This window comes from Opitutus sp. ER46 (assembly GCF_003054705.1).
Lineage (GTDB): Bacteria > Verrucomicrobiota > Verrucomicrobiia > Opitutales > Opitutaceae > ER46.
In genome coordinates this window covers 233,610-252,958 of record NZ_QAYX01000019.1, presented here as the reverse complement: position 1 = coordinate 252,958, position 19,349 = coordinate 233,610, and the positions used below count along the sequence as shown (strand labels likewise).

Annotated in this window: 11 protein-coding genes; 3 read left to right on the top strand and 8 right to left on the bottom strand. The window is 68.4% G+C overall.

Annotation, left to right across the window (positions count from 1 at the left end):
• Nucleotides 1–13: 13 nt before the first annotated feature.
• The gene (locus DB354_RS06105) at nt 14–757 is read right to left on the bottom strand and encodes a sigma-70 family RNA polymerase sigma factor (protein ID WP_107834556.1); all 744 of its coding nucleotides are present in this window, start codon (nt 755–757) and stop codon (nt 14–16) included.
• Nucleotides 758–1,178: 421 nt separating this feature from the next.
• Between DB354_RS06105 and DB354_RS06100 the strand changes: the two genes are divergently transcribed.
• Both DB354_RS06100 and DB354_RS06095 read left to right on the top strand, forming a co-directional pair.
• Entirely contained in the window at nt 1,179–4,415 is a 3,237-nt protein-coding gene (locus tag DB354_RS06100) for a carboxypeptidase regulatory-like domain-containing protein (protein WP_158277390.1), read from the top strand.
• A 112-nt stretch (nt 4,416–4,527) separates the two neighbouring features.
• A complete protein-coding gene (locus DB354_RS06095; protein ID WP_146180127.1) occupies nt 4,528–6,666 on the top strand; it encodes a tetratricopeptide repeat protein in 2,139 nt (712 codons plus the stop codon).
• 36 nt (nt 6,667–6,702) lie between these two features.
• Here the strand turns inward: DB354_RS06095 and DB354_RS06090 are convergent, their stop codons facing one another.
• The 5 genes from DB354_RS06090 to DB354_RS06070 all read right to left on the bottom strand — a co-directional run bounded on the left by DB354_RS06090 (nt 6,703) and on the right by DB354_RS06070 (nt 14,786).
• The gene (locus tag DB354_RS06090) at nt 6,703–8,976 is read right to left on the bottom strand and encodes a tetratricopeptide repeat protein (RefSeq protein ID WP_107834553.1); all 2,274 of its coding nucleotides are present in this window, start codon (nt 8,974–8,976) and stop codon (nt 6,703–6,705) included.
• Entirely contained in the window at nt 8,976–10,901 is a 1,926-nt protein-coding gene (locus tag DB354_RS06085; protein ID WP_107834552.1) for a tetratricopeptide repeat protein, read from the bottom strand. Before DB354_RS06085 ends, DB354_RS06090 begins: the two co-directional genes overlap by 1 nt.
• Before the next feature lie 23 nt (nt 10,902–10,924).
• Entirely contained in the window at nt 10,925–11,932 is a 1,008-nt protein-coding gene (ruvB, locus tag DB354_RS06080; RefSeq protein WP_343205557.1) for a Holliday junction branch migration DNA helicase RuvB, read from the bottom strand.
• Between the two features lie 192 nt (nt 11,933–12,124).
• The gene (locus tag DB354_RS06075; RefSeq protein ID WP_107834550.1) at nt 12,125–13,417 is read right to left on the bottom strand and encodes a UDP-N-acetylglucosamine 1-carboxyvinyltransferase; all 1,293 of its coding nucleotides are present in this window, start codon (nt 13,415–13,417) and stop codon (nt 12,125–12,127) included.
• Between the two features lie 172 nt (nt 13,418–13,589).
• Nucleotides 13,590–14,786: a translation initiation factor IF-2 gene (locus DB354_RS06070; RefSeq protein WP_107834549.1), complete on the bottom strand. Its 1,197-nt coding sequence runs from the start codon at nt 14,784–14,786 to the stop codon at nt 13,590–13,592.
• Between the two features lie 311 nt (nt 14,787–15,097).
• Here DB354_RS06070 and DB354_RS06065 point away from each other — a divergent pair, with 311 nt between their 5' ends.
• On the top strand, nt 15,098–15,469 hold the full coding sequence (locus DB354_RS06065; RefSeq protein WP_107834548.1) for a dUTPase: 372 nt from the start codon (nt 15,098–15,100) through the stop codon (nt 15,467–15,469).
• A 61-nt stretch (nt 15,470–15,530) separates the two neighbouring features.
• Here DB354_RS06065 and DB354_RS06060 read toward each other — a convergent pair whose 3' ends face one another.
• Nucleotides 15,531–15,992, bottom strand: coding sequence for a YiiD C-terminal domain-containing protein (locus tag DB354_RS06060; RefSeq protein ID WP_158277389.1), 462 nt, complete (start codon nt 15,990–15,992; stop codon nt 15,531–15,533).
• 243 nt (nt 15,993–16,235) lie between these two features.
• Nucleotides 16,236–19,058: a pitrilysin family protein gene (locus DB354_RS06055; RefSeq protein ID WP_107834546.1), complete on the bottom strand. Its 2,823-nt coding sequence runs from the start codon at nt 19,056–19,058 to the stop codon at nt 16,236–16,238.
• Nucleotides 19,059–19,349: the final 291 nt, after the last annotated feature.

Sequence of the window (19,349 nt, the reverse complement as noted above, 5' to 3'; positions counted from 1 at the left end):
TTCGGCGACGGCGTCAGGCGCTCGCGATTTCGAGGCGACCGTTGGACCGGTTGGGCTCGAACCAGTCGGCGGGCGCGGCGTCGGGGGCGAACTCCGGGCAGGCTTCGGCGAGGAGCGCGCGGAGATTGCCGCGGGCGCGGGCGATGCGGCTCTTGACGGTGCCCACGTTGATGCCGAGGGCCTGCGCGATCTCGTCGTAGGAACGATTGAGCAGGTTGCGCAGGGTGAGGATCTCGCGGTGGCGGGCGTCGAGTTTCTCCATGCAGACGGTGACCAGCTGGGCGAACTCGTCGGTGGCGGCCTCGCGCGCCGGGTTGGGCGCGCTGGTGGCCACGAGGTCGGCGAACGTTGCCTCGCTGTCGTCGCTCAGGGCGCAATCGAGGGAGAGCGTGGCGTGGCGGCGGCGGCGGAAAAAGTACCAGTACCGGTTGCGGGCGAGATTGACCGCGATGCGGTGCAGCCAGGTCGCGAGGGAGGAGTCGCCGCGGAAGCGGCCAAGGCCGCGGTGGGCGCGGATGAAGGTGTCCTGCGCGATCTCCTCGGCGTCGGCGCGATTGCGCAGGAGCGCGAGCGCGACGGAGAATATCTTCTCGCGATAGCGGTTCATGATTTCGACGAACGCTTCCTCGTCGCCGGCGTTGAAGCGTCGCACCAGCTCGGCATCGTATTCGGCTTCCTGTTGCGAGGCGGCGGCGCGGGCGGCGCGCTCCGAGGCACTGCGGTTGGTCTTGGGCGTGGGAAGGGGGGAGTACGTCATGGTATGGGTGGGTTGTGGGTAGCCGGATTTGAAGCTGGCCCCCATTAACCTCAGATCGTGCCAAGCGGTCGCGGGGAGACGTAAGCAGCGCGTCTAATGAGGTTTATATTTTCGTCCGGAATTCTCCCCATCGCCTGCTCGGGGAGTTGTTTCGTGCAGGCTGCGCGACGCCTGGCGGGCCGCCGTGCAAGATGCATCGCGACGGTGCGACGCGCGCAAAGGTGCGGCCGGGTGGCGCGCGGGTTGCTGAAGACGCGCCGTCGCACCTCACCCGCAGCGCTTCTGTTACGGGTGTGCGACGATGCGGGCGTGGGGGGAGGTAGTCCTTGACTGCGAAAATCCTCCCCGATTCGCTCGCATCCTACGTAAGTGCCGTCGGGTTCGCCGACACTCTACCGGAACCAAGCTACAACTACCTCACATGAAACGATCCTCGCATATTACGCGGGTGCTGGCGGCGCTGTTTGCGCTTAGCTTTGCATTCGCTTCTGCCGCGTTTGGCCAGGGCATCACGACTGCGGCCCTGAGCGGCTCGGTGTCGAATAAACAAGGGACGCCAGTGGCGGGTGCCACGGTGACCCTGGTGCACGAGCCGTCGAACACGACTGTGACGACGGTCACGCGTGCGAACGGCCTGTACGACTTCTCCGGTCTCCGCATCGGTGGTCCGTACACCGTGACGGCGAACGGCGAAGTGCGCCGCGACCTGTTCCTCGATCTGGGCCAGACGGCGGAAGTGAACTTCCCGCTGGATACCGAGATCGTGAAGATGCAGGCGTTCAGCGTCACCGGCGAGCGCGACACCGCGTTCGATTCGAACCGGATGGGCGCGGGCTCGAACTTCACCGACGAGCAGATCCAGAATCTCGCCTCGATGCGCAGCGACGTGCAGGACATCGCACGTCTCGACTCGCGCCTGCTGCTGACCTCGCTCGACCAGGGCGGCCAGCTGAGCGCGCAGGGCCAGAATTTCCGTTTCAACTCGTTCTTGATCGACGGCGTCGAAGCGAACGACCCGTTCGGCCTGAACAGCAACGGCGTGTCCTCGCTCCGCGGCCCGATCCCGCTGGAAGCGCTGCAGGCTCTCAACATCGAGCTGAATCCCTACGACGTCCGTCGCTCCGGTTTCACCGGCGCGCTGATGAACGCCGTGACCAAGAGCGGCACCAACCGGTACGAGGGTTCCGCCTACTATGAGTTCACCGACGACGGCATGCGCGCGAAGAATCCCCGCACCGGCGATAAGGAGTATTTCGAAGAGCGCCGTTGGGGCGTGACCGTAGGCGGCCCGATCCTCAAGAACCGCCTGTTCTTCTTCTTCAGCTATGACGACTTCCGCCGTGACTCCTCGGCTCCGGTCGCCGGCTTCAAGTTCAGCGCCGAGTCCCTCGCGCTGATCGACCAGGTGCTCGCGAAGGTGAAGTCGATGGGCTATGACGCAGGTTCCTTCGCCGGGGCGGAGAACATCGCGACGCAGAAGACCTACCTGGCCAAGATCGACTGGAACATCTCGAAGGAGCACCGCCTGAGCTTCACGTACCGCAAGAACGAGGGCACCACCCCGGTGTTCTCCGGTGTCACCAGCACCTCCGGCAGCTCGCTCAGCAACTACTGGTACGACACCCCGCGCACCACCGAGAGCTACACCGCCCAGCTGTTCAGCCAGTGGACTCCGGACTTCCGCACGGAGGTTTCGTGGAGCCGCAGCGACTACAATGCGTCGCCGAAGAATCGCGGCACGCCATTTCCGGCGGTCGGCATTGGCGATCTGACCGGCACGCGTACAGACACCGGCGCGGCGGCGACGGGTTACCTGAACTTCGGTACCGAGTTCTCCCGCCAGCTGAACGAGCTGAACACGAAGGAGATGATCTCGAAGATCACCGGCGAGTATTCGCTGGGAAATCACGTCATTGCCGCGGGTGCGGAGGTTAACTCGACCAAGTACGACAACCGCTTCCTCCAAGCCTACTACGGCAGCTATACCTTCCGCAGCACCAAGGCTTGGGGCACCACTCCGGCCCGCAGCTCGGTGGAAAACTTCCTCCTTGGCCTGCCGACGTCCTACACCGATGCGCAGCCGTTGGCTGGCTACACCATCGACAATGTCTTTGCCCGCTGGACCTACGATGCCTACGCGTTCCTGCTGCAGGACACCTGGCGGCCCACGCAGCGCCTGACTCTCACCGGCGGCCTGCGCTATGACATCCCGACCGTTGACCAGGCGCCGCCCTACAATGCGGCGTTCGATGCGGCGTTCGGCATTCGCAACGACTACACCATCGACGGCAACTCGACCCTGGCTCCCCGCCTTGGCTTCAACTATCGCGTGCCGGCGTCCCGCCGCACCGAAGTCCGCGGTGGCGTTGGCCTGTTCCAGGGCCGCAATCCGGCTGTCTGGCTGGCAAACGCCTACCAGAACGCTGGCACGGCCAGCTCGATCACGGTTAACGTGAATGGTCAGAACTCTAACGGCACGCTCCAGCCGACGCTGCAGTTCCAGCCTGATGTGACCAAGCAGCCGATCCCGGCGGGCACTGCGCCGACGCCAACGATCAACCTGACCGCCGACGGCTTCAAGATGCCCTCCATCTGGAAGGGCAACCTGGCCGTCGATCACGAGTTGCCGTTCTGGAATCTGGTCGCCACCGCCGAGGTGACCGCGACCCAGGTCGAGAAAGGCCTCTTCATCGACTTCCTGAACTACAAGGAAGCCGGGGTTGGCACGGTCATGCCCGACGGTCGTATCCGTTACGCCGGCACGATCACCCCGAACATCACGGGCACGCCCTCGACGAGCACCGGTGGCCGTCGCCGCGTTTCGACCTTCGCCGACGTGTATCGGATCAACAACACGAGCAAGGGTGAGTCGCACGACTTCACCCTCGCGCTGCGGCGCCCGATGAAGAACCACTGGGCCGCCAGCGTTGCCTGGACTCGCGGTCACGCGACCGAAGTCAGCCCGATGACCTCCTCGACGGCCGGCTCGCTCTACACGACCCGTGCCGTGTTCAACCCGAACGAGGAAGTTGCCTCCACCTCGAACACCAATGCCCGCGACAAGATCGTCGCGCAGTACACCCGCCAGTTCGACTTCTTCAAGATCAAGGACACCCGCACCACGCTGACCCTCGTCTATGAGGGCCGCACCGGCCACCCCTACAGCTGGGTGTTCAAGGGTGACGCCAACGGCGACGGCATCGCGGACAACGACCTGTTCTACATGCCGACGGGCCCGGATGACTCGAAGGTCACCTGGAAGAACACGGCCGAGCGCGACGCGTTCTTCGCGTTCGCCCAGACCTCGACGCTGAGCAAGTACTACGGCCAGGTCCTGTCGCGTAACAGCGAGAGCTCGCCCTGGACGCAGACGGTCGACCTGACCCTGCGGCAGCAGATCCCGGTGTTCCGCCGGGTCCGCGCCGAGGCGTACTTCCAGATCATGAACCTGTTCAACCTGCTCAACGACGAGTGGGGCCTGCTCGACGAAGTGCCGTTCACGTACAAGCGCCGCGTCGCCGGTACCGAGTACGACGCCGCCGCGAACAAGTACGTCTATTACTTCAACAGCAACACGCTCGATGGCGTGCCCACCGTCGCTGACGAGACCCAGGCGTCCCGCTGGCAGATCAAGGTCGGCATGCGGATCACGTTCTGATCTGAGCGTCCTGTGACTTGCGAGGCGGCTGCCCCCGGGCAGCCGCCTTTTTTGTTCCCGGAGGACGGCATTTCGGTTCACCTCACACCTTCCCGCCGCTGCCTCCTCCGCTGTGAACGCCCCCGCTCCGCATGCTGGTTCCGTTTCGTCCCGCGCCCTCTGGGCGGCGGGCGCAGGCCTGGTGCTGGCGTTGCTCGCGGCGTACCACAATGCGTTCACGACGCCCTTTGTGTTCGATGACGTGCCGAGCATCGTCGAGAACACGACCCTCCGGCGACTCTGGCCGCTGACCGACGTCGTCTGGCCGCAACAGCCCGGTGGGCTCACCACGAGCGGCCGCCCGCTGGTGAATCTCTCGTTCGCGGTGAATCACGCGATCAGCGGGAACGAGGTCTGGAGCTATCACCTCGCGAACTTCCTAATTCACGCTGGGGCCACGCTTGCTCTGTTCGGACTCGTGCGGCGAACGCTGGCGCGACGCGGCGACCCCGCGGCCCTGACGGTTAGCTTCCTGGTCGCCGGGCTCTGGGGGCTGCATCCGCTGCAGACAGAGTCGGTGACGTACATCGTCCAGCGGGCGGAGGCGCTCGCGGGCCTGGGCGTGCTGCTGACCCTGTACTGCTTCGTCCGGGCCGTGGACGGCGCGGCGGCAGGTGGGTCGCCCGCGTGGCGCCGCGGTTGGGCCGTGGGCGCGGTGATCGCCTGCGCCGGCGCGATGGCCAGCAAGGAGGTGGCGGTCGCGACTCCACTGCTGGTTTTGCTCTACGACCGGACCTTTGTCGCGGGGAGCTTCGGCGCGGCGTGGCGCGCGCGGCGGGGGTTCTATCTCGGGCTGGCTGCGACGTGGGTGCTGCTGGCGGTGCTGGTCGCGGGCACGAGTGGCCGAGGGGGAACGGCAGGCTTCACGGCACTCGTGACGCCATGGGCGTATGCCCTGACCCAGTGTGAGGCGATCGTGCGGTACCTCTGGCTGGCGGTCTGGCCGCAGGGGCTGACCTTCGATTACGGGACAGGGACGGTGCAGTCCCTGGGGGCGGTGCTCCCACAGACGCTGTTCCTCGTGCTCGTGATTGCGGCGACGGTGGTCGCGCTCAAGCGCGCGCCGGTCCTTGGCTTTCTCGGCGCATGGTTCTTCGCGCTGCTGGCGCCGAGCTCGAGCTTCGTGCCCGTGGTGACGCAGACGGCGGCAGAACATCGGATGTATCTCCCGCTGGCGGCGGTTGTCGCATTGGTGGTGATCGCGGCGCTGCGGCGTTGGCCGCGGGCGGCGCGTTGGCCGCTGGCCGCGCTGATGCTGGCTGCCGTGGCCGCGACGGCGGCGCGCAACCAGGACTACACCAGCGAAGCGAGCCTTTGGGCCGATACTGTGGCGAAGCGGCCGGGCAATCCGCGGGCGCACAACAATCTCGGCCAGGCGAGGTATCGGGAAGGCCGGCGTGCGGAGGCGGAGGCCTGTTACCGCCGGGCGCTCGCGCTGAAGCCGGATTATCCCGAGCCCCACTACAATCTCGGGGTGGCCTTTGCCGATCGCGGCGCGGTGGACGAGGCGATCCAAGCCTACGAGACGGCGCTGCGCCTCCTGCCGGCGTACCCCGAAGCGGAGAATAATCTCGGCAACGCGTTGGCCAAGCGCAGCGACCTGACCGGGGCGCTGAAGCACTACGAGGCGGCGCTGCGGCTGAAGCCGGACTTTGCCGAGGCGCAGAACAACGTGGGCAACGCGCTTCTCGGGCTGGGCCGGCCGGCGGACGCGCTGCCGTACCTGCAGCGCGCGCGGGAGCTCCGGCCGGGGTACGCGGAAGCTTCCTATAACCTGGGCAATGCGTGCGCGGCGCTGGGCGACATGCCCGGAGCATTGGCGCAGTACCGGGAGGCGCTCGCGCTCAATCCGAAGTACCTCGATGCCCATGTGAACGCCGGCAACGCGCTGCTCTCGCTCGGGCAGCCGGCGAATGCGGCGCGGGAGTACGAGACGGCGCTGACGATCGACCCGGCACGCTGGGAGGCGCGGCAGAACCTTGGATTGGTGCTGGTTGAACTCGGCCGCTTTGACGATGCCGTGCCGCCGCTCGAGGCGGCGGTCCGTGCGACGCCAACGGCGGCCGACGCGCGGCGCGCCCTCGGTTTTTCGCTGTTGCGACTCGGGCGCGCGGCGGAGGCGATTCCGCACTACGAGGCGTACCTGCGGCTGGTGCCCGGCGACGCCGAAGCGCAGGCGGAACTCGCGCAGGCGCGGGCGCTGCGGCGCTGACGCGCGATCGGGCTTCGGCCCGCGCCGGCACTGCGGTCAACGGCCGAGAATCTGCCGGACCTGGTCGAGGTGGCGTTTCGCCTCCGGGTAGTCCGGGGAGAGTCGCAGCGCGGCCTCGAACTCGCGTTCGGCGTCCCGCCAGCGCTCGAGCTGGGCGTACGCGGCGCCGAGGTTATGGTGGGCGGCGGCGTCGTCCGGCGTCAGCCGCAGGCAGGCAATGTAGTGTTCGATCGCGGCGGGAAGCCGTCCCGCTTCGAGCAGGGCATTGCCGAGCTTGAAATGCGCGCCGGCGTGGGTGGGCTCCTGCTGGAGGACGGCCTCGAAGCAGGCGATGGCCTCGGTTTGGCGATCGAGCGTGGCGAACGCTTCGCCGAGTCCAAAGCGGGCGGAGACCAGGCGCGGATTACGTTCCACCAGAGCCTGAAACGCGGCCGCCGCGCGCTCCGGCTGTCCGGCAAGGAGCAGGGCGGTGGCCTGCATCACGCGGGTGTCGACGTCGTCCGGACGGAGCCTGAGCGCCGCGGCGTAATCGGCGAGCGCCGCCTGCGGCTGGCCCAGGCGGAGCCGGACGGCGCCCAGGTTGAAATGCACGTCGGCGTTGTCCGGCTGGAGTTGCCGGCTGCGCTCGAGCTCCGCGCGTGCCTCCGGGAGGCGTCCGCTGCGGAGGAGGGCGATGCCGAAGTTGTAGCGAAACTGGGCATCATCGGGTTTCAGCCGCACCGCGGCGGCGTAGTGGGCGAGCGCGGCCTCGCCGCGACCGGTCGCGCCCAGCGCGATCGCGAGATTGTTGTGGGTGTTGGCCTCGGTCGGCTTTAGCCGCAGCGAGTACTCGTACTGGAGAATGGCCTCCGCGTGCCGGCCGCGGCGGGCGAGCGCGAGACCGTAGTTATAGTGGTACCACGACTCCTGCGGATTGAGACGGACGGCCTCGGCGCGGTGCTGCATCTCCTGCTCGGGTTGGCCGGTGTTGGCGTACGCCTCCGCGAGCCAGTCGTGCGCGCGGGCGTTGCCCGGACGCTTGGCGACGGTGTCCTGCCACAGCGCGAGATCACTGCGGTAGTCGTGATTGCGCACGTGGGTGAGCAGCGCGGCGGCAACAACGGCGCCGGCGAGCGCGAGCTGGCCGGCTTTGCCACCGAGCCGGGCGACCGCGGCGACGAGCACTGCAAGCAGGGCGGCGAGCGGCAGGTACGTGCGGTGCTCGACGATCATCTGCAGTGTGCCGGGAGTCAGGGAGCTGGGGGCGAGGACGGCGAAGAAGCACGCGCCGCAGAAGCCGACGGCGGGGACCTTGCGCCACGCGACCGCGATGGCGCCCACGAGGGCGAGCACCAGCAGCGCATAAGGCAGCAGCTCGGTGGTGCGCGCGACCCAGAAAGTGCCGTATTCGAAGACGAGCGGGTAAGGCCAGAGGCCGAGCGCGAGGTAGCGCGTCACGGCCTGGAACTGCGTGAGGCCGTAGGCCCACCACGGCACGCCGGTGCCGAAGCCCGCGGTGCCGCCGCGGTTGGCGCCGGTGCTGAGGACGAGCCAGGCGAGCAGCAGCCAGGTGGCGGCCAGGGCGGCGTAGTACCCGCGCCGCCGGGCGAGCGCGGCCCGCCAACTGCCGACGACGAAGGTGCGATCGAAGAGCAGGACGACGAGGGGCGCCGTGGCCATGACCTCCTTGGTGGCCATGCCGAGGACGCAGGCGGCCACACTGACGCCGAGCCAGCCACGGGCGGCGCGCGGCGACGACACGCCTGAATCCGCAATCGTCCCGCGCGCGAATGCGTAGAGCGTGAGGAGGTAGAAGAACCCCATCAGTGACTCGGCGCGCTGGACGGTGTACGTGATCGCCTGTGTCTGCAGCGGGTGGAGCGTCCACAGCGCGGCCGTCAGGAACGCGACGGTGGCGGCGTCGCGCCGCGGGAATGGCGCAATGACGTCCCCCGGGCGCGGGCGCAGGAGCGTACGGCGGACGAGGCCGAAGAGCAGGAGGCCGGCGCCGGTGTGGATGAGCACGTTGGCCAGGTGGTAACTCCACGGGGCGGTACCGCTGACGGCGTAGTTGAGCGCGAACGAGAGATTCAGGACAGGGCGGCCGCTGACGGTGAGGCCGCCGTTGGCCTGCGGGGCGAGCACCTGGCCGAGGTCATCGAGTCGGCGGATCGTCGGGTTCTGCGGGATGGCCAGCAGGTCGTCGAAGACGAACGGCGCGTGGAGGGTGTTGGCGTAAGCCAGGAGCGTCGCCACGACCAGCAGCGCGCCGGCGACCCACGGGCGGGAGGGCAGGGCGAGCAGGCGGAACGCGGGCGGTCGCGAGGACATCACGGCGACGGGGTGGAGCGCTGGAGCACGGCGCGCAGGCGGGCGAGGTTGATCCGGGCGGCCTCGAAATCGGGTTTGAGCCGAAGGCACTCCTCGTAGTGGGCGACGGCATCGGCGGTCTGGCCGAGGTGTGCCAGAATGTTGGCCGTCTCGGCGTGGGCCGCGGCATCGTCGGGCGTGAGCTCCAGCACGCGGCGGAACTCACGCAAGGCGTCCTGCGGCCGCCCGAGGCCGATGAGCGTGATGCCGAGGTTGAACCGCGCGTCGTGATGGCGTGGATCGAGTGCGAGCGCGGCGGAGTAGTCGCGGACGGCGGCGGCGTAATCGCGGCGGGCGTAGTGGGCGTTGCCGCGATTGAAGAGCGGGTCGGGAAATTCCGGCGCGAGTTCGGCCGCCTGCGTGTGCCGTTCGATGGCCTCGTCGAGGCGGCCGACTTGCGCGAGCGCGCTGCCGTAGTTGGTGAGGATGTCGGCGGAACGTGGGCGCGCGCGCAGCGCGAGTTCGAAGTGGGGCAGGGCGTCGCGGCTGCGGCCGACCTGCATGAGCGCGTTGCCGAGATTGTTGTGGGCGTCGGGGTAATCGGGCTGGAGCTGGAGGGCGGTTTCGAAATGCGCGGTGGCCTCCATCACGGCGCCGGCGGGCAGGAGGACGCCGCCGAGATTGTTGTGGGCGCGGGGATTGGCGGGCGCGCTGGCGACGGTGTCGCGCCAGATGGAGGTGGCACTCTGGTACACCTCGTTGCGCCGCCACGTAAGGCTCCCGCCAAGCACGGCGACCGCGAGCAGGACGGCGAGTCCGAGCCGGCCGAGCCAGGCGGAGGCGACCAGGGCGACGCCGGTGAGCACGGCGGCGAGCGGCAGGTACATCCGGTGCTCCGCCATCGTCTGTGACGCCACCGGCACGAAGCTGGAACTCGGGGCGAGGAGAAGCAGGAAGGCGAGGCCGAGGAGTCCGGCCAAGCGCCCGCGCCAAGCGGCGAGAATGGTGGCGATCGCGCCGGCAGTGAGCAGGAAGAACGGTGGCCAGACCTCGGCAAAACCGCTGGCGAGCCGGGTGCCGTAGTCGAACACGAGCGGCGACGGCCAGAAGACCAGCCGCAGGTAGTGGGGAATGGCTCCGGCCTGCGTCAGGAGGTACGACCAGATGGAGACGTCGGTGCCAAGGCCGGCGGTGCCGCCGCGGTTGCCGGTGCCGAGGACCAGCAGCGCGACGACGATCCAGCTCGCGGCCAACGCGGCGTAGTACCAACGCCGCTGGCGCAGCGCGGAGGCGAAGCCGCCGGCGCCGACAGCCCGGTCGAGGAGCATCACGAGCACGGGGGCGACGGCGGCGGTCTCCTTCGTGAGGACACCCAGCACCGTGGCGGCGGCGCTGGCGGCGAGCCACGCGGCGGGGCGTCGGCTGGTCAGGGCACGCACGAACGCGTAAAGCGTGAGCAGGATGAACGTGGCGGCCAGCGACTCGGCCCGTTGGGCGAGGTAGGTGACGGACTCGGTCTGGAGCGGATGCAGGGCCCAGAGCGCGGTGATCGTCGTGGCGAGCAAGCGCGGGTGCGCGCAGCGGTTCTGCGCGAGCCGGCCGACGAGGCCGAACAGCAGCAGCGCGCTGCCGACGTGCACGGCGAGGTTGACCGCGTGATAGCTCCAGACGGCGGACCCGCTGAGCGCGTAGTTCAGCGCGAACGTGAGGTTGAGCAAGGGGCGCCCGCCGACCGTGGCGCCCAGGGCGGAAGGGGGCTGGAGCACCTGGCCGAGCTGGCCGAGGTGGCGGATGGTCGGGTTGCGGACGATCGCCAGCAGGTCGTCGAAGAGGAACGGGACGGTGAAGGAATTGGCGTACGCGGCGACGATGGCCGCGCCCAGGAGCAAGGCGGGGACGACGACGCGCCAGCGGGAGGCCGATGGGGCGGAGTCGGGACGGACCATGCGCGGCAACCGGGACGACGCGGCTACAGCAGCGAGCCCTGTTCACCGCCGGCGAGCGGCTTGAGTCCGACGGCGGCGTACCCCTTGGCGGTGAGGACGCGGCCCTGCGGCGTGCGCTGCAGGTACCCCTCCTGAATGAGGAAGGGCTCGTGCACCTCCTCGAGGGTTTCGGCCTCCTCGCCGACGGCGACGGCGATCGTGCTCATGCCGACCGGTCCGCCGCGGTAGTTTTCGGCCATGGCACGCAGCATGCGCTTGTCCATCTCGTCGAGCCCGGACGCGTCGATCTCGAGCAGCTCGAGGGCGCGGGCGGCGACGGGCTGGGTGATGGCGCCCTGGGCGCGTTCCTGGGCGTAGTCGCGGACGAAATTGATGAGGTTGTTGGCGACGCGCGGGGTGCCGCGGGAGCGCGAGGCGATTTCCTCGGCGCCGCCGGCATCGACGGGGACCTTGAGGAGGGCGCAGCTGCGCTGGACGATGCCCATGAGCGTCGGACGGTCGTAGTAATCGAGCCGTGTCTGGAGGGTAAAACGCGAGCGCAGCGGCGCGGTGAGGAGACCGGCGCGCGTGGTGGCGCCGACGAGGGTGAACCGCGGGATGCTGAGCCGCACGCTGCGCGCGTTGGGCCCCTGGTCGATCATGATATCGAGCCGGAAGTCCTCCATGGCGGAGTAGAGGTACTCCTCGACGGTCTTCGGGATGCGGTGGATCTCGTCGATGAACAGGATGTCGCCCTCCTCGAGATTCGTGAGCAGGCCCGCGAGGTCGCCGGCCTTCTCGACGACGGGGCCGGAGGTGACGCGGACGTTCTTGCCGAGCTCGTGGCCGAGGATGAAGGCGAGCGTGGTCTTGCCGAGGCCCGGGGGCCCGGAGAGCAGGATGTGGTTGAGGGCGTCGCCGCGGCGCTTGGCGGCGCCGACCATGACCTGCAGCCGCTCGATGGTCTTGGGCTGGCCGGCGAAGTCGCCAAACGTGAGCGGCCGGAGGGCGGCCTCGGCGGGCGACACGGGGGCCGCGAGCGCGTTGGTGATGTAGCCGAGCCCGGTCGCGGAGGGCGAAGGGACTCCGGACTCAGGTTTCGAAGGGCGGTTATCTTTCTTCACTGCGGCAGGCGAAAAGTTGGCGGGAAGGTCCGGGAGCCGCGACGGCGGTTCGGGCCGGCGGGAGGTGGGGAGCATCGGGAGCGCCCCGCGGTTCCGCAACCCGCATTCCGGGAGCGTGGGCTAGTCCTTCCACTCGACCTCGGCGCCGAGGGAGCGGAGGTTTTCGACGAAATGCGGATGGGCGCGCTTGATGGTGTCGGCCGTGCGGACGACGGAGCGGCCGGGAATGCTGGCGGCGACCATGTAGAGGCCGACGGCGGCGCGGATGATGTAGGGGGCGTCGACCGTGGTCGGGCGCAGCGGCCGGTCGCCGAAAACGATGATGCGGTGCGGGTCACTGACGACGACATGGGCGCCAAATTTCGCGAGTTCAGGCATCCAGGTGAAACCGCCCTCGTACACTTTGTTCCAGAACTGGATGGCGCCGCGGGCGCGCACGGAGAGCGCGATCATGCACGGCAGCAGGTCGACGGGAAAGTAGGGCCACGGCGCGGCCTCGATCTTGGGCAGGAGGTTGCTGGTGAACGGCGGCTCGATGACGAGCTCCTGGTTGGCGCGGACGATGGCGGTGTCGCCGCGGTGCTCGACCTTGACGCCCAGTTTTTCGAACTGCCGGGTGATGAGATCGAAGTGGTGCGGGAGGGAGTGGCGGACCTTGACTTCGCCGCCGGTGATGGCGCCGAGGGCGAGGAAGGTGACGACCTCGTGGTAGTCGGTGGCGATGCGGAATTCGCCGCCGCAGAGGCGCGACACGCCTTGGACGGTGAGCTTGCTGGTGCCGACGCCGTCGATCTTCGCGCCCATGCCGAGGAGCACGGCGCAGAGGTCCTGGACGTGCGGCTCGCTGGCGGCGTTGATGAGGACGGACTCACCCTCGGCGAGGGCGGCGGCCATGAGGAAATTTTCGGTGGCGGTGACCGACATGTAGTCCGGCCAGTGGCGGGCGCCGCGGAAGGCGCGCGGCAGGCGCATCGTGAGTTCGCCGTTGCGGGAGATCTTCGCGCCGAGTTTGGCCAGGATCTCGAGGTGGGGATCCAGTTCCCGAATCCCGAGCGAGCAGCCCTTGGCGTTGGCGGGGATGGTGATCTTCCGCATGCGCTGCAGGAGCGGGGCGAACAGGAGGACGGCGGAGCGCATGCCGGCGGGCAGTTCGCCGCGGAGCCGGGCCGGGTTGAACGAGGAATGATCGATCTCCATCGTGCCGGTCGCCTTGTCCCACGCGATGTGGGAGCCCTGCTCGGTGAGGAAGGCGACGAGCTTGTCGACGTCGGTGATGGCCGGGACGTTGCGCAAGGTGACCTTCTCGTCGGTGAGAAGGGACGCGCACAGGATCGGCAGCATCGAGTTCTTGTTGCCCGACGGCGTGACCGTTCCGGAGAGCGGTTTGCCGCCGTTGACGATGAGATCGGACATGGACGGGAGAGAGGCTTAAGGCTGAAGGCGCTGCGCGGGCGGAAGAGTGCCGCGCGAAGCGCGCATGCGCACGTTTCACCGCGGCGGAGGAACGTTCAATCCCGAAGCGTGCGCGCACAAAAAAGGCGTCCGCGGAAAGCGGACGCCTTGAAAGCTGTGGGAGGAGGACGGCTCAGATGGCGCCGCCGCCCTGCTGGCCCTCGGGACGCGGATCGCGATCGCCCTGGAAGCGACCCCGGCCGCCGCGACGACGGCGACGACGACGCGGGCCGAAGTCACCTTCGCCGCGCGGCTCGCCACCCTCGCGATCGCCCTGGCCCTCGGGACGAGGACCACGGTTGTCGCCCTGGTAGCCACCCTGATAACCACCCTGGTAGCCGCCACCGTGACCCCGACCACGACCACCGCGGTGGCGATGGCGCTGGCCCTGATCACCCTCGCGGCGCGGCTCGTCGCTGCGACCGGAAGACGGCGTGGGCTCGGCGGGCTTCTCGCCGCCGAACAGGCCCTTCAGCCAGCCCACGAAACCGCCGGACTTCTTTTCCGGCTGGGGCTCGGGGCGACGTTCCTGGGCCTCCTGAGGCTGGCGCGCTTCGAAGCTGCGACCATCGCGACGCTCGCGCGGCTCGCGGTTCTCGCGATTCTCGCGGGGCTCACGACCTTCACGCGGTTCGCGACCCTCGCGGGGTTCACGACCTTCGCGGAAGTCACGGCCGCCTTCGCGAAAATCGCGACCACGACCACGACGTTCGCGGTCGGGCTGGAAGGTGGGACGCTCCTCGCGCCGGTTCTCGGCGGCGGGTTCGCCCTCGGGCGTGGCTTCCCAACGCACGGCAGCGCGCTTGGTCTCTTGGGGAGGAAGAATCTTCAGCTCGGGCTTCTCGTCGGACTCGGGCTCCGTCGGTGTGACGGAAGCCGCGGGCGTTTCCGCGGCCGGAGCCACGGGAGCCTCGGCGACCGGAGCGGGCGCGGGCGCCTCGCTCGGAGCGGGCGTGGTCGCGACAGGCGCGGCAGGAGCGGGAGCGGGGGCGGCCTGCGGGGCAGGCTCGTTGGCACGGGGCGTATTCACCGAAGTTTCTCCGGTGAACGGGTTCTTGTACTCAGTCTGCGGGACGATGACCTCGATGGAGGTCGGCTTGTAGCCCTCGGGAGCGGCAGACGAGGCGGAGGGCGAGGACGTGGCCGGGCGCTTGCCGCGGGCAAGGCCGGAGCCCCGCGTTTTGCCGAACGATCCGAACCCTGGCGCAGCGCTGGCCGGAGCGGCCGCGGCGTCGGTGTTCTCCGCTTTCACCGGCGCCTCGGCGGGCGCGGGGGCGGGTAAGTCGGCCGCGCCCGAAGCGGGCTCGCCTGACTTTTCGTTATCTGACATGTGTTTATGTGTTTTGAAGGCGCTCATCCTGCGGCGCAGGAGAGCAACCGGTTGGTTGTACACTCGGAGCGCGGGGGCGCTCGACGCGTGCATGAAGGCCTCACGATCGTGGCGGATGACGCCTGGAGCAACTGAATTTTCCGCCAGCCGGGCCCGCAGCTCTTGGGCGAAATCTCATAGTCCTCTTAATTGCAACAAGATGCGAGGACGGCGCGCTGTGTGATCGCGGTGGCGCTTGGGGATGCGGGCTTCGAGGCGGCCAGAACCTCTCGCTTGCCAGCGCCCGGGCGGGGACGTCAGCCTCCGGCGCCATGGACAAGCTCGAAGAAATCTTCCGGATGCAGGATGCGCTTAACCGTCGGATCGGCGTGAACCTGCCGCCGGCCTCCGAGGAGGAAAAGGCGAAGTGGATTCTGAACTACACGCGGGCGCTGCAGCAAGAGACGGCCGAGCTGATCGACAGCGTGCCCTGGAAGTGGTGGGCGAAGTACCAGAAGTTCGACGAACAGAACGCGAAGGTCGAGGTGGTTGACCTGTTCCACTTTCTCGTCTCGCTCGCGCAGACGCTCGGGATGTCAGCTGACGATGTGTACCAGGCCTACCTGAAGAAGAACGCGGTGAATCACGCGCGTCAGGATTCCGGGTACGTCCAGAAGGACGCCTCGGATTCGAAGCACATTTGACCTCGGCTGAGGGCGCCGGCGACGCGAACGGGCCGCCGGTTCGCCGCAGAGCGCGGCGGGCTCAGCGAGAAACGACGAACGCGGCGGTGACGTCGACGGCGACGGCGCCGTTCTCGACGATCGAGGCCTTGAGCTTGAGCTTGGCCTTGCCGTAACGGTCGAGGGCGTCGCGAAATTCGGCGATGGCCGCCTGGGCGGGACGCTCGCAGATGGCCCGCAGGTCGCCGAGGACGGGACGGCGGTACGCCGCCTTGCTCTCCTTCACGACGATGCTCCAGCTCGCCTTCTCGGCGCCCTTTTCGCTCTTCATCAATTCCCACATGACGCCGTAGCCGGCGAGGGTGGCGAGGGACACGAGGCTGCCGCCAAACGCGGTGTTCAGCGAATTCTTGTTCTGCTCCTTGGGGGCATGGAGCACCAGCGAACGGTCGTCGCTCAGCTCCACGCCCACGCCCATCGCCTTGGCGAGGGGGATCATCTCGTGCAGGAAGAGCTCCAGCGCTGGAACCTGGACCGATTTCATGATTGGGCCGGCAATTTGGTTGTTTTTCCAGCGCGCGTCAAAGCCTCTGGGGCACGCTGCGTAATTTTCGCCCATTGGCGTTTAGTTTTGCGGCGCCGTGCCGACGCCGGGCAGGCGCCAAGAGACCTGGAGCCGGATCCACCCTCGGATCAGCCGCTTAGGTCGGGTGCGTCTGTTCCGGGAGACAAAAACCCGTGCCCCCGGGGAGGGGCACGGGTCGAAGAAATCAGCAGCGGCGGCAGATTACTTGGCGGTGTCCTTTGCCGGCATGGTGCCGGCCATGACGCGCACCATGCGGTCGGGGTGCAGGTACTTGCGGATGGCTCCGTTGACCTGCTCGAGGGTGAGGGCCTCGATGCGGCGCGGGTATTCGTCGACCCATTCGGGGCCGTAGCCGCGCTGCAACGCGTTGAGGAGCACGGCGGCGAGGCCGCCGGTAGTGGAGAGCGTGACCTTGTACGTGCCGGTGAGCGTCACCTTGAAGTTCTTGAGCTCGTCGGCGGTGATGCCCTCGGCGTGGAACTTCCGCAGCTCGCGCTCGGTGGACGACGCGCCCTGGGCGAGGAGCGTCGGGCCAAACGTGCCTTCGATGTACCAGGAGCCGTCGGCAAACGTATCGTTGGCCAGGCGTGCGCCGATGCCGTAGGTGAGGCCTTCCTTGTTGCGGATCGTATCCAGCAGGCGGGCACTGAAGAAGCCGCTGCCGAGGACGGAGGTGGCGAAGTTGAGCGCCGGGTAGTCCGGGTCGGCGTAGCGCAGCGTGGAGGGCTGGCCGATGACGTAGGTCACGCTGGTCTTGCCGGGCATGGCGACAACCTGTTCGCCGGCGGAGACTGGCAGCGAGGCTTTCGCCATGGCGGGGAGTGCCTTGCCGCCCTGCCAGCCAGTGAAACCTTTCGTGAGGGTCTGGTCGACGGTGGCGTCATCGACGTCGCCGACGAGGACGATGCGGAAGGCGGCCGGACCGTAGTTGGCGGCGTGGAAGGCCTTCACCTGATCGAGGGTGGCAGCCTCGACGGCGGCGAGGTACGCGGCGGCCTCGGCCGGACGATTCGGGTGACCCGCGGGGAAGATCGCGCGTTCGAACGCGAGCTCGGCGCGGAAGTTGGTGTCCTCGAGCGCGCGCTTGTAGCGGCCGACGAGCTGCTTCTTCAGTTTGGCGAACTCGTCCGCGTCGAAGCGCGGCGTGCGCAGTTGTTCGGCGAGGAGCCCGAGCACGAGCGGCAGGTCCTGGCGCAGGCACTTGCCCGCAAAGTTCAGGGTGTGCGTGCCGGTGCTGAAGCTGAGGGTCGCGCCGGCCTGTTCGAGCAGTGCGGCGAGCGCGAACTTGTCGTGCGCGGCGGTGCCCTTGTCGAGCATCGCGGCGGTGAGGTCGGCGATGGCGGGATTCTCGGGCGGGTTGAACACATCGCCGCCGCTGAGCGCGCCGCGGATCGTCACGACATCGCGGATACTGGTCGGCAGCGTGAGCACGTCGAGGCCGGCCACCTGGCGCCGGTGCACGCGCGGGGCGATGGCGGCGGACTCGCCCGCGGCGCCGGCGGCGGCGCCCGCCTCCGCCCGCGCGAAACGGGCCGGATCGGTCGCGGCGGTGGTGGCGGGATCGCGGTAGAAGACCGGGTGTCGGGGCGCGCGGGCGGGCACCACGGTCGCCGGCGTGGCGGCGGCGGTGTCGCCCCCGCGGCGGCGGCCCACGGCGGCGGCGGCTTCGCCGGGCAGCGGGATGAACCAGCCGGTTGTGCTCTGGTCTTCGTTGAGGTACTTCTTCGCGACGCGGAGGACGTCGGCGGCGGTGACGGTCTTGATGCGCTCGGGGCCGCGGACGTAGTACGTCCAGTCGCCGATGGCGATGCACTCGTTGATCTCGCCGGCGATGGCGAACGAGCCGTCGCGGCGGTAGGCGACGCTGGCGAGGATCTGGTTGACGGCGCGGCTGACCTCCTCGGCGGTGACGCCTTCGGTCTTCACGCGGGCGATCTCGGCGAGGAGCGTCTGCTCGACCTTCTCGTGCGTGACGCCGGGCGCGAGGAGCGCGTTGAGCGTGAAAAGGTTGGGGTCGGCGAAAAAGCCCTTGGCGGCGCTGGCGTGGATGGCGAGGTTGCGATCGATGAGGGCGCGGTAGAGGCGGCTGGATTTGCCGTCGCCGAGGATCGTCGCGAGCACGTCGAGCGGCTCCTGGTCGTCGTCGAGGCTGCGCGGGGCCTTGAAGGCGATCTCGATGGCGCCGACCTCACCAGGCCGGCGGACGGATACGCGGCGGGCGCCGGTTTGCGGCGGCTCCTCGGTGTAGACCGTCGGAATGGGATGCGGGGAGCGCGGGATGGCGCCGAAGTACTGCTGAACGAGCGCGAGCGCCTGGGCGGGCTGGAAGTCGCCGATCACCGTCACGGTGGCGTTGTTCGGCCAGTAGAACGTGTCGTAGAACTCGCGCAGCTTCCCGATCGAGACCTTTTCGATGTCGGAGCGCCAGCCGATGGTGGAGTGGTGGTAGGGGTGGGCGAGGAACGCGGCGGCCATGACCTCCTTGTCGAGGGCCTCGGACGGATCGTTTTCGCCGCGCTCAAACTCGTTGCGCACCACTGTCATCTCCGGCTGCCGGTCCTCGTCGCGGAGGAGCAGGCCGCGCATGCGGTCGGCCTCCATCTGCACGGCGAGTTCGAGCTGGTTGCTGGGCAGGTTCTCGTAGTAGTTCGTGCGGTCGAGCCAGGTGCTGGCGTTGTTGATGCCGCCGACGCGGTCCATCATCGTATCGAAGCTCTTGCCGATGCCGGCGTGGAAGTTCCGGCTGCCCTTGAACATCAGGTGCTCGAGGATGTGGGTGGCACCGGTGGTGCCGGTGACCTCATTGCGGGAGCCCACGCGGAAGGTGACCATGAACGTGAGCACCGGGGCGGAGTGATCCTCCAGGAGCAGCACGCCGAGGCCGTTGGCATCGAGCGTGTACTCGGCGATGCCGCCGACGGTCTTGACCGCGGTGTAGCCCGCGATGGGGGTGGGAGTGGACCCGGCCGCAAACGTCGGCAGGGCCAGCAACCCGAGGGACAGCAAGGCAAGGAGTCGTTTCATAGGACGCGGAGTGGAAGTCGGGCAGCATGCGCAGATTCGAGAGGAGCGCCAAGCCGGTTGCGACGAATGGCGAAACCGGCGGGACGAATGGTGGGACGCCGAAGTCGCCCAGCGCCGGATCCCCCGCGCCCGGAAAACCTGACAAACTGACGTTCCCTGCCCCCTCGTATGTAAGAATGTGACGCGGTGACGCCCTGACCCCGTCCCGGGAAGATGGGGTCAGGGCGTCACCACGTCACATGATACTTCGAAGCGCGTCCGGGGGCAGGCCGTCAGTTGGCGAGGTCCGCA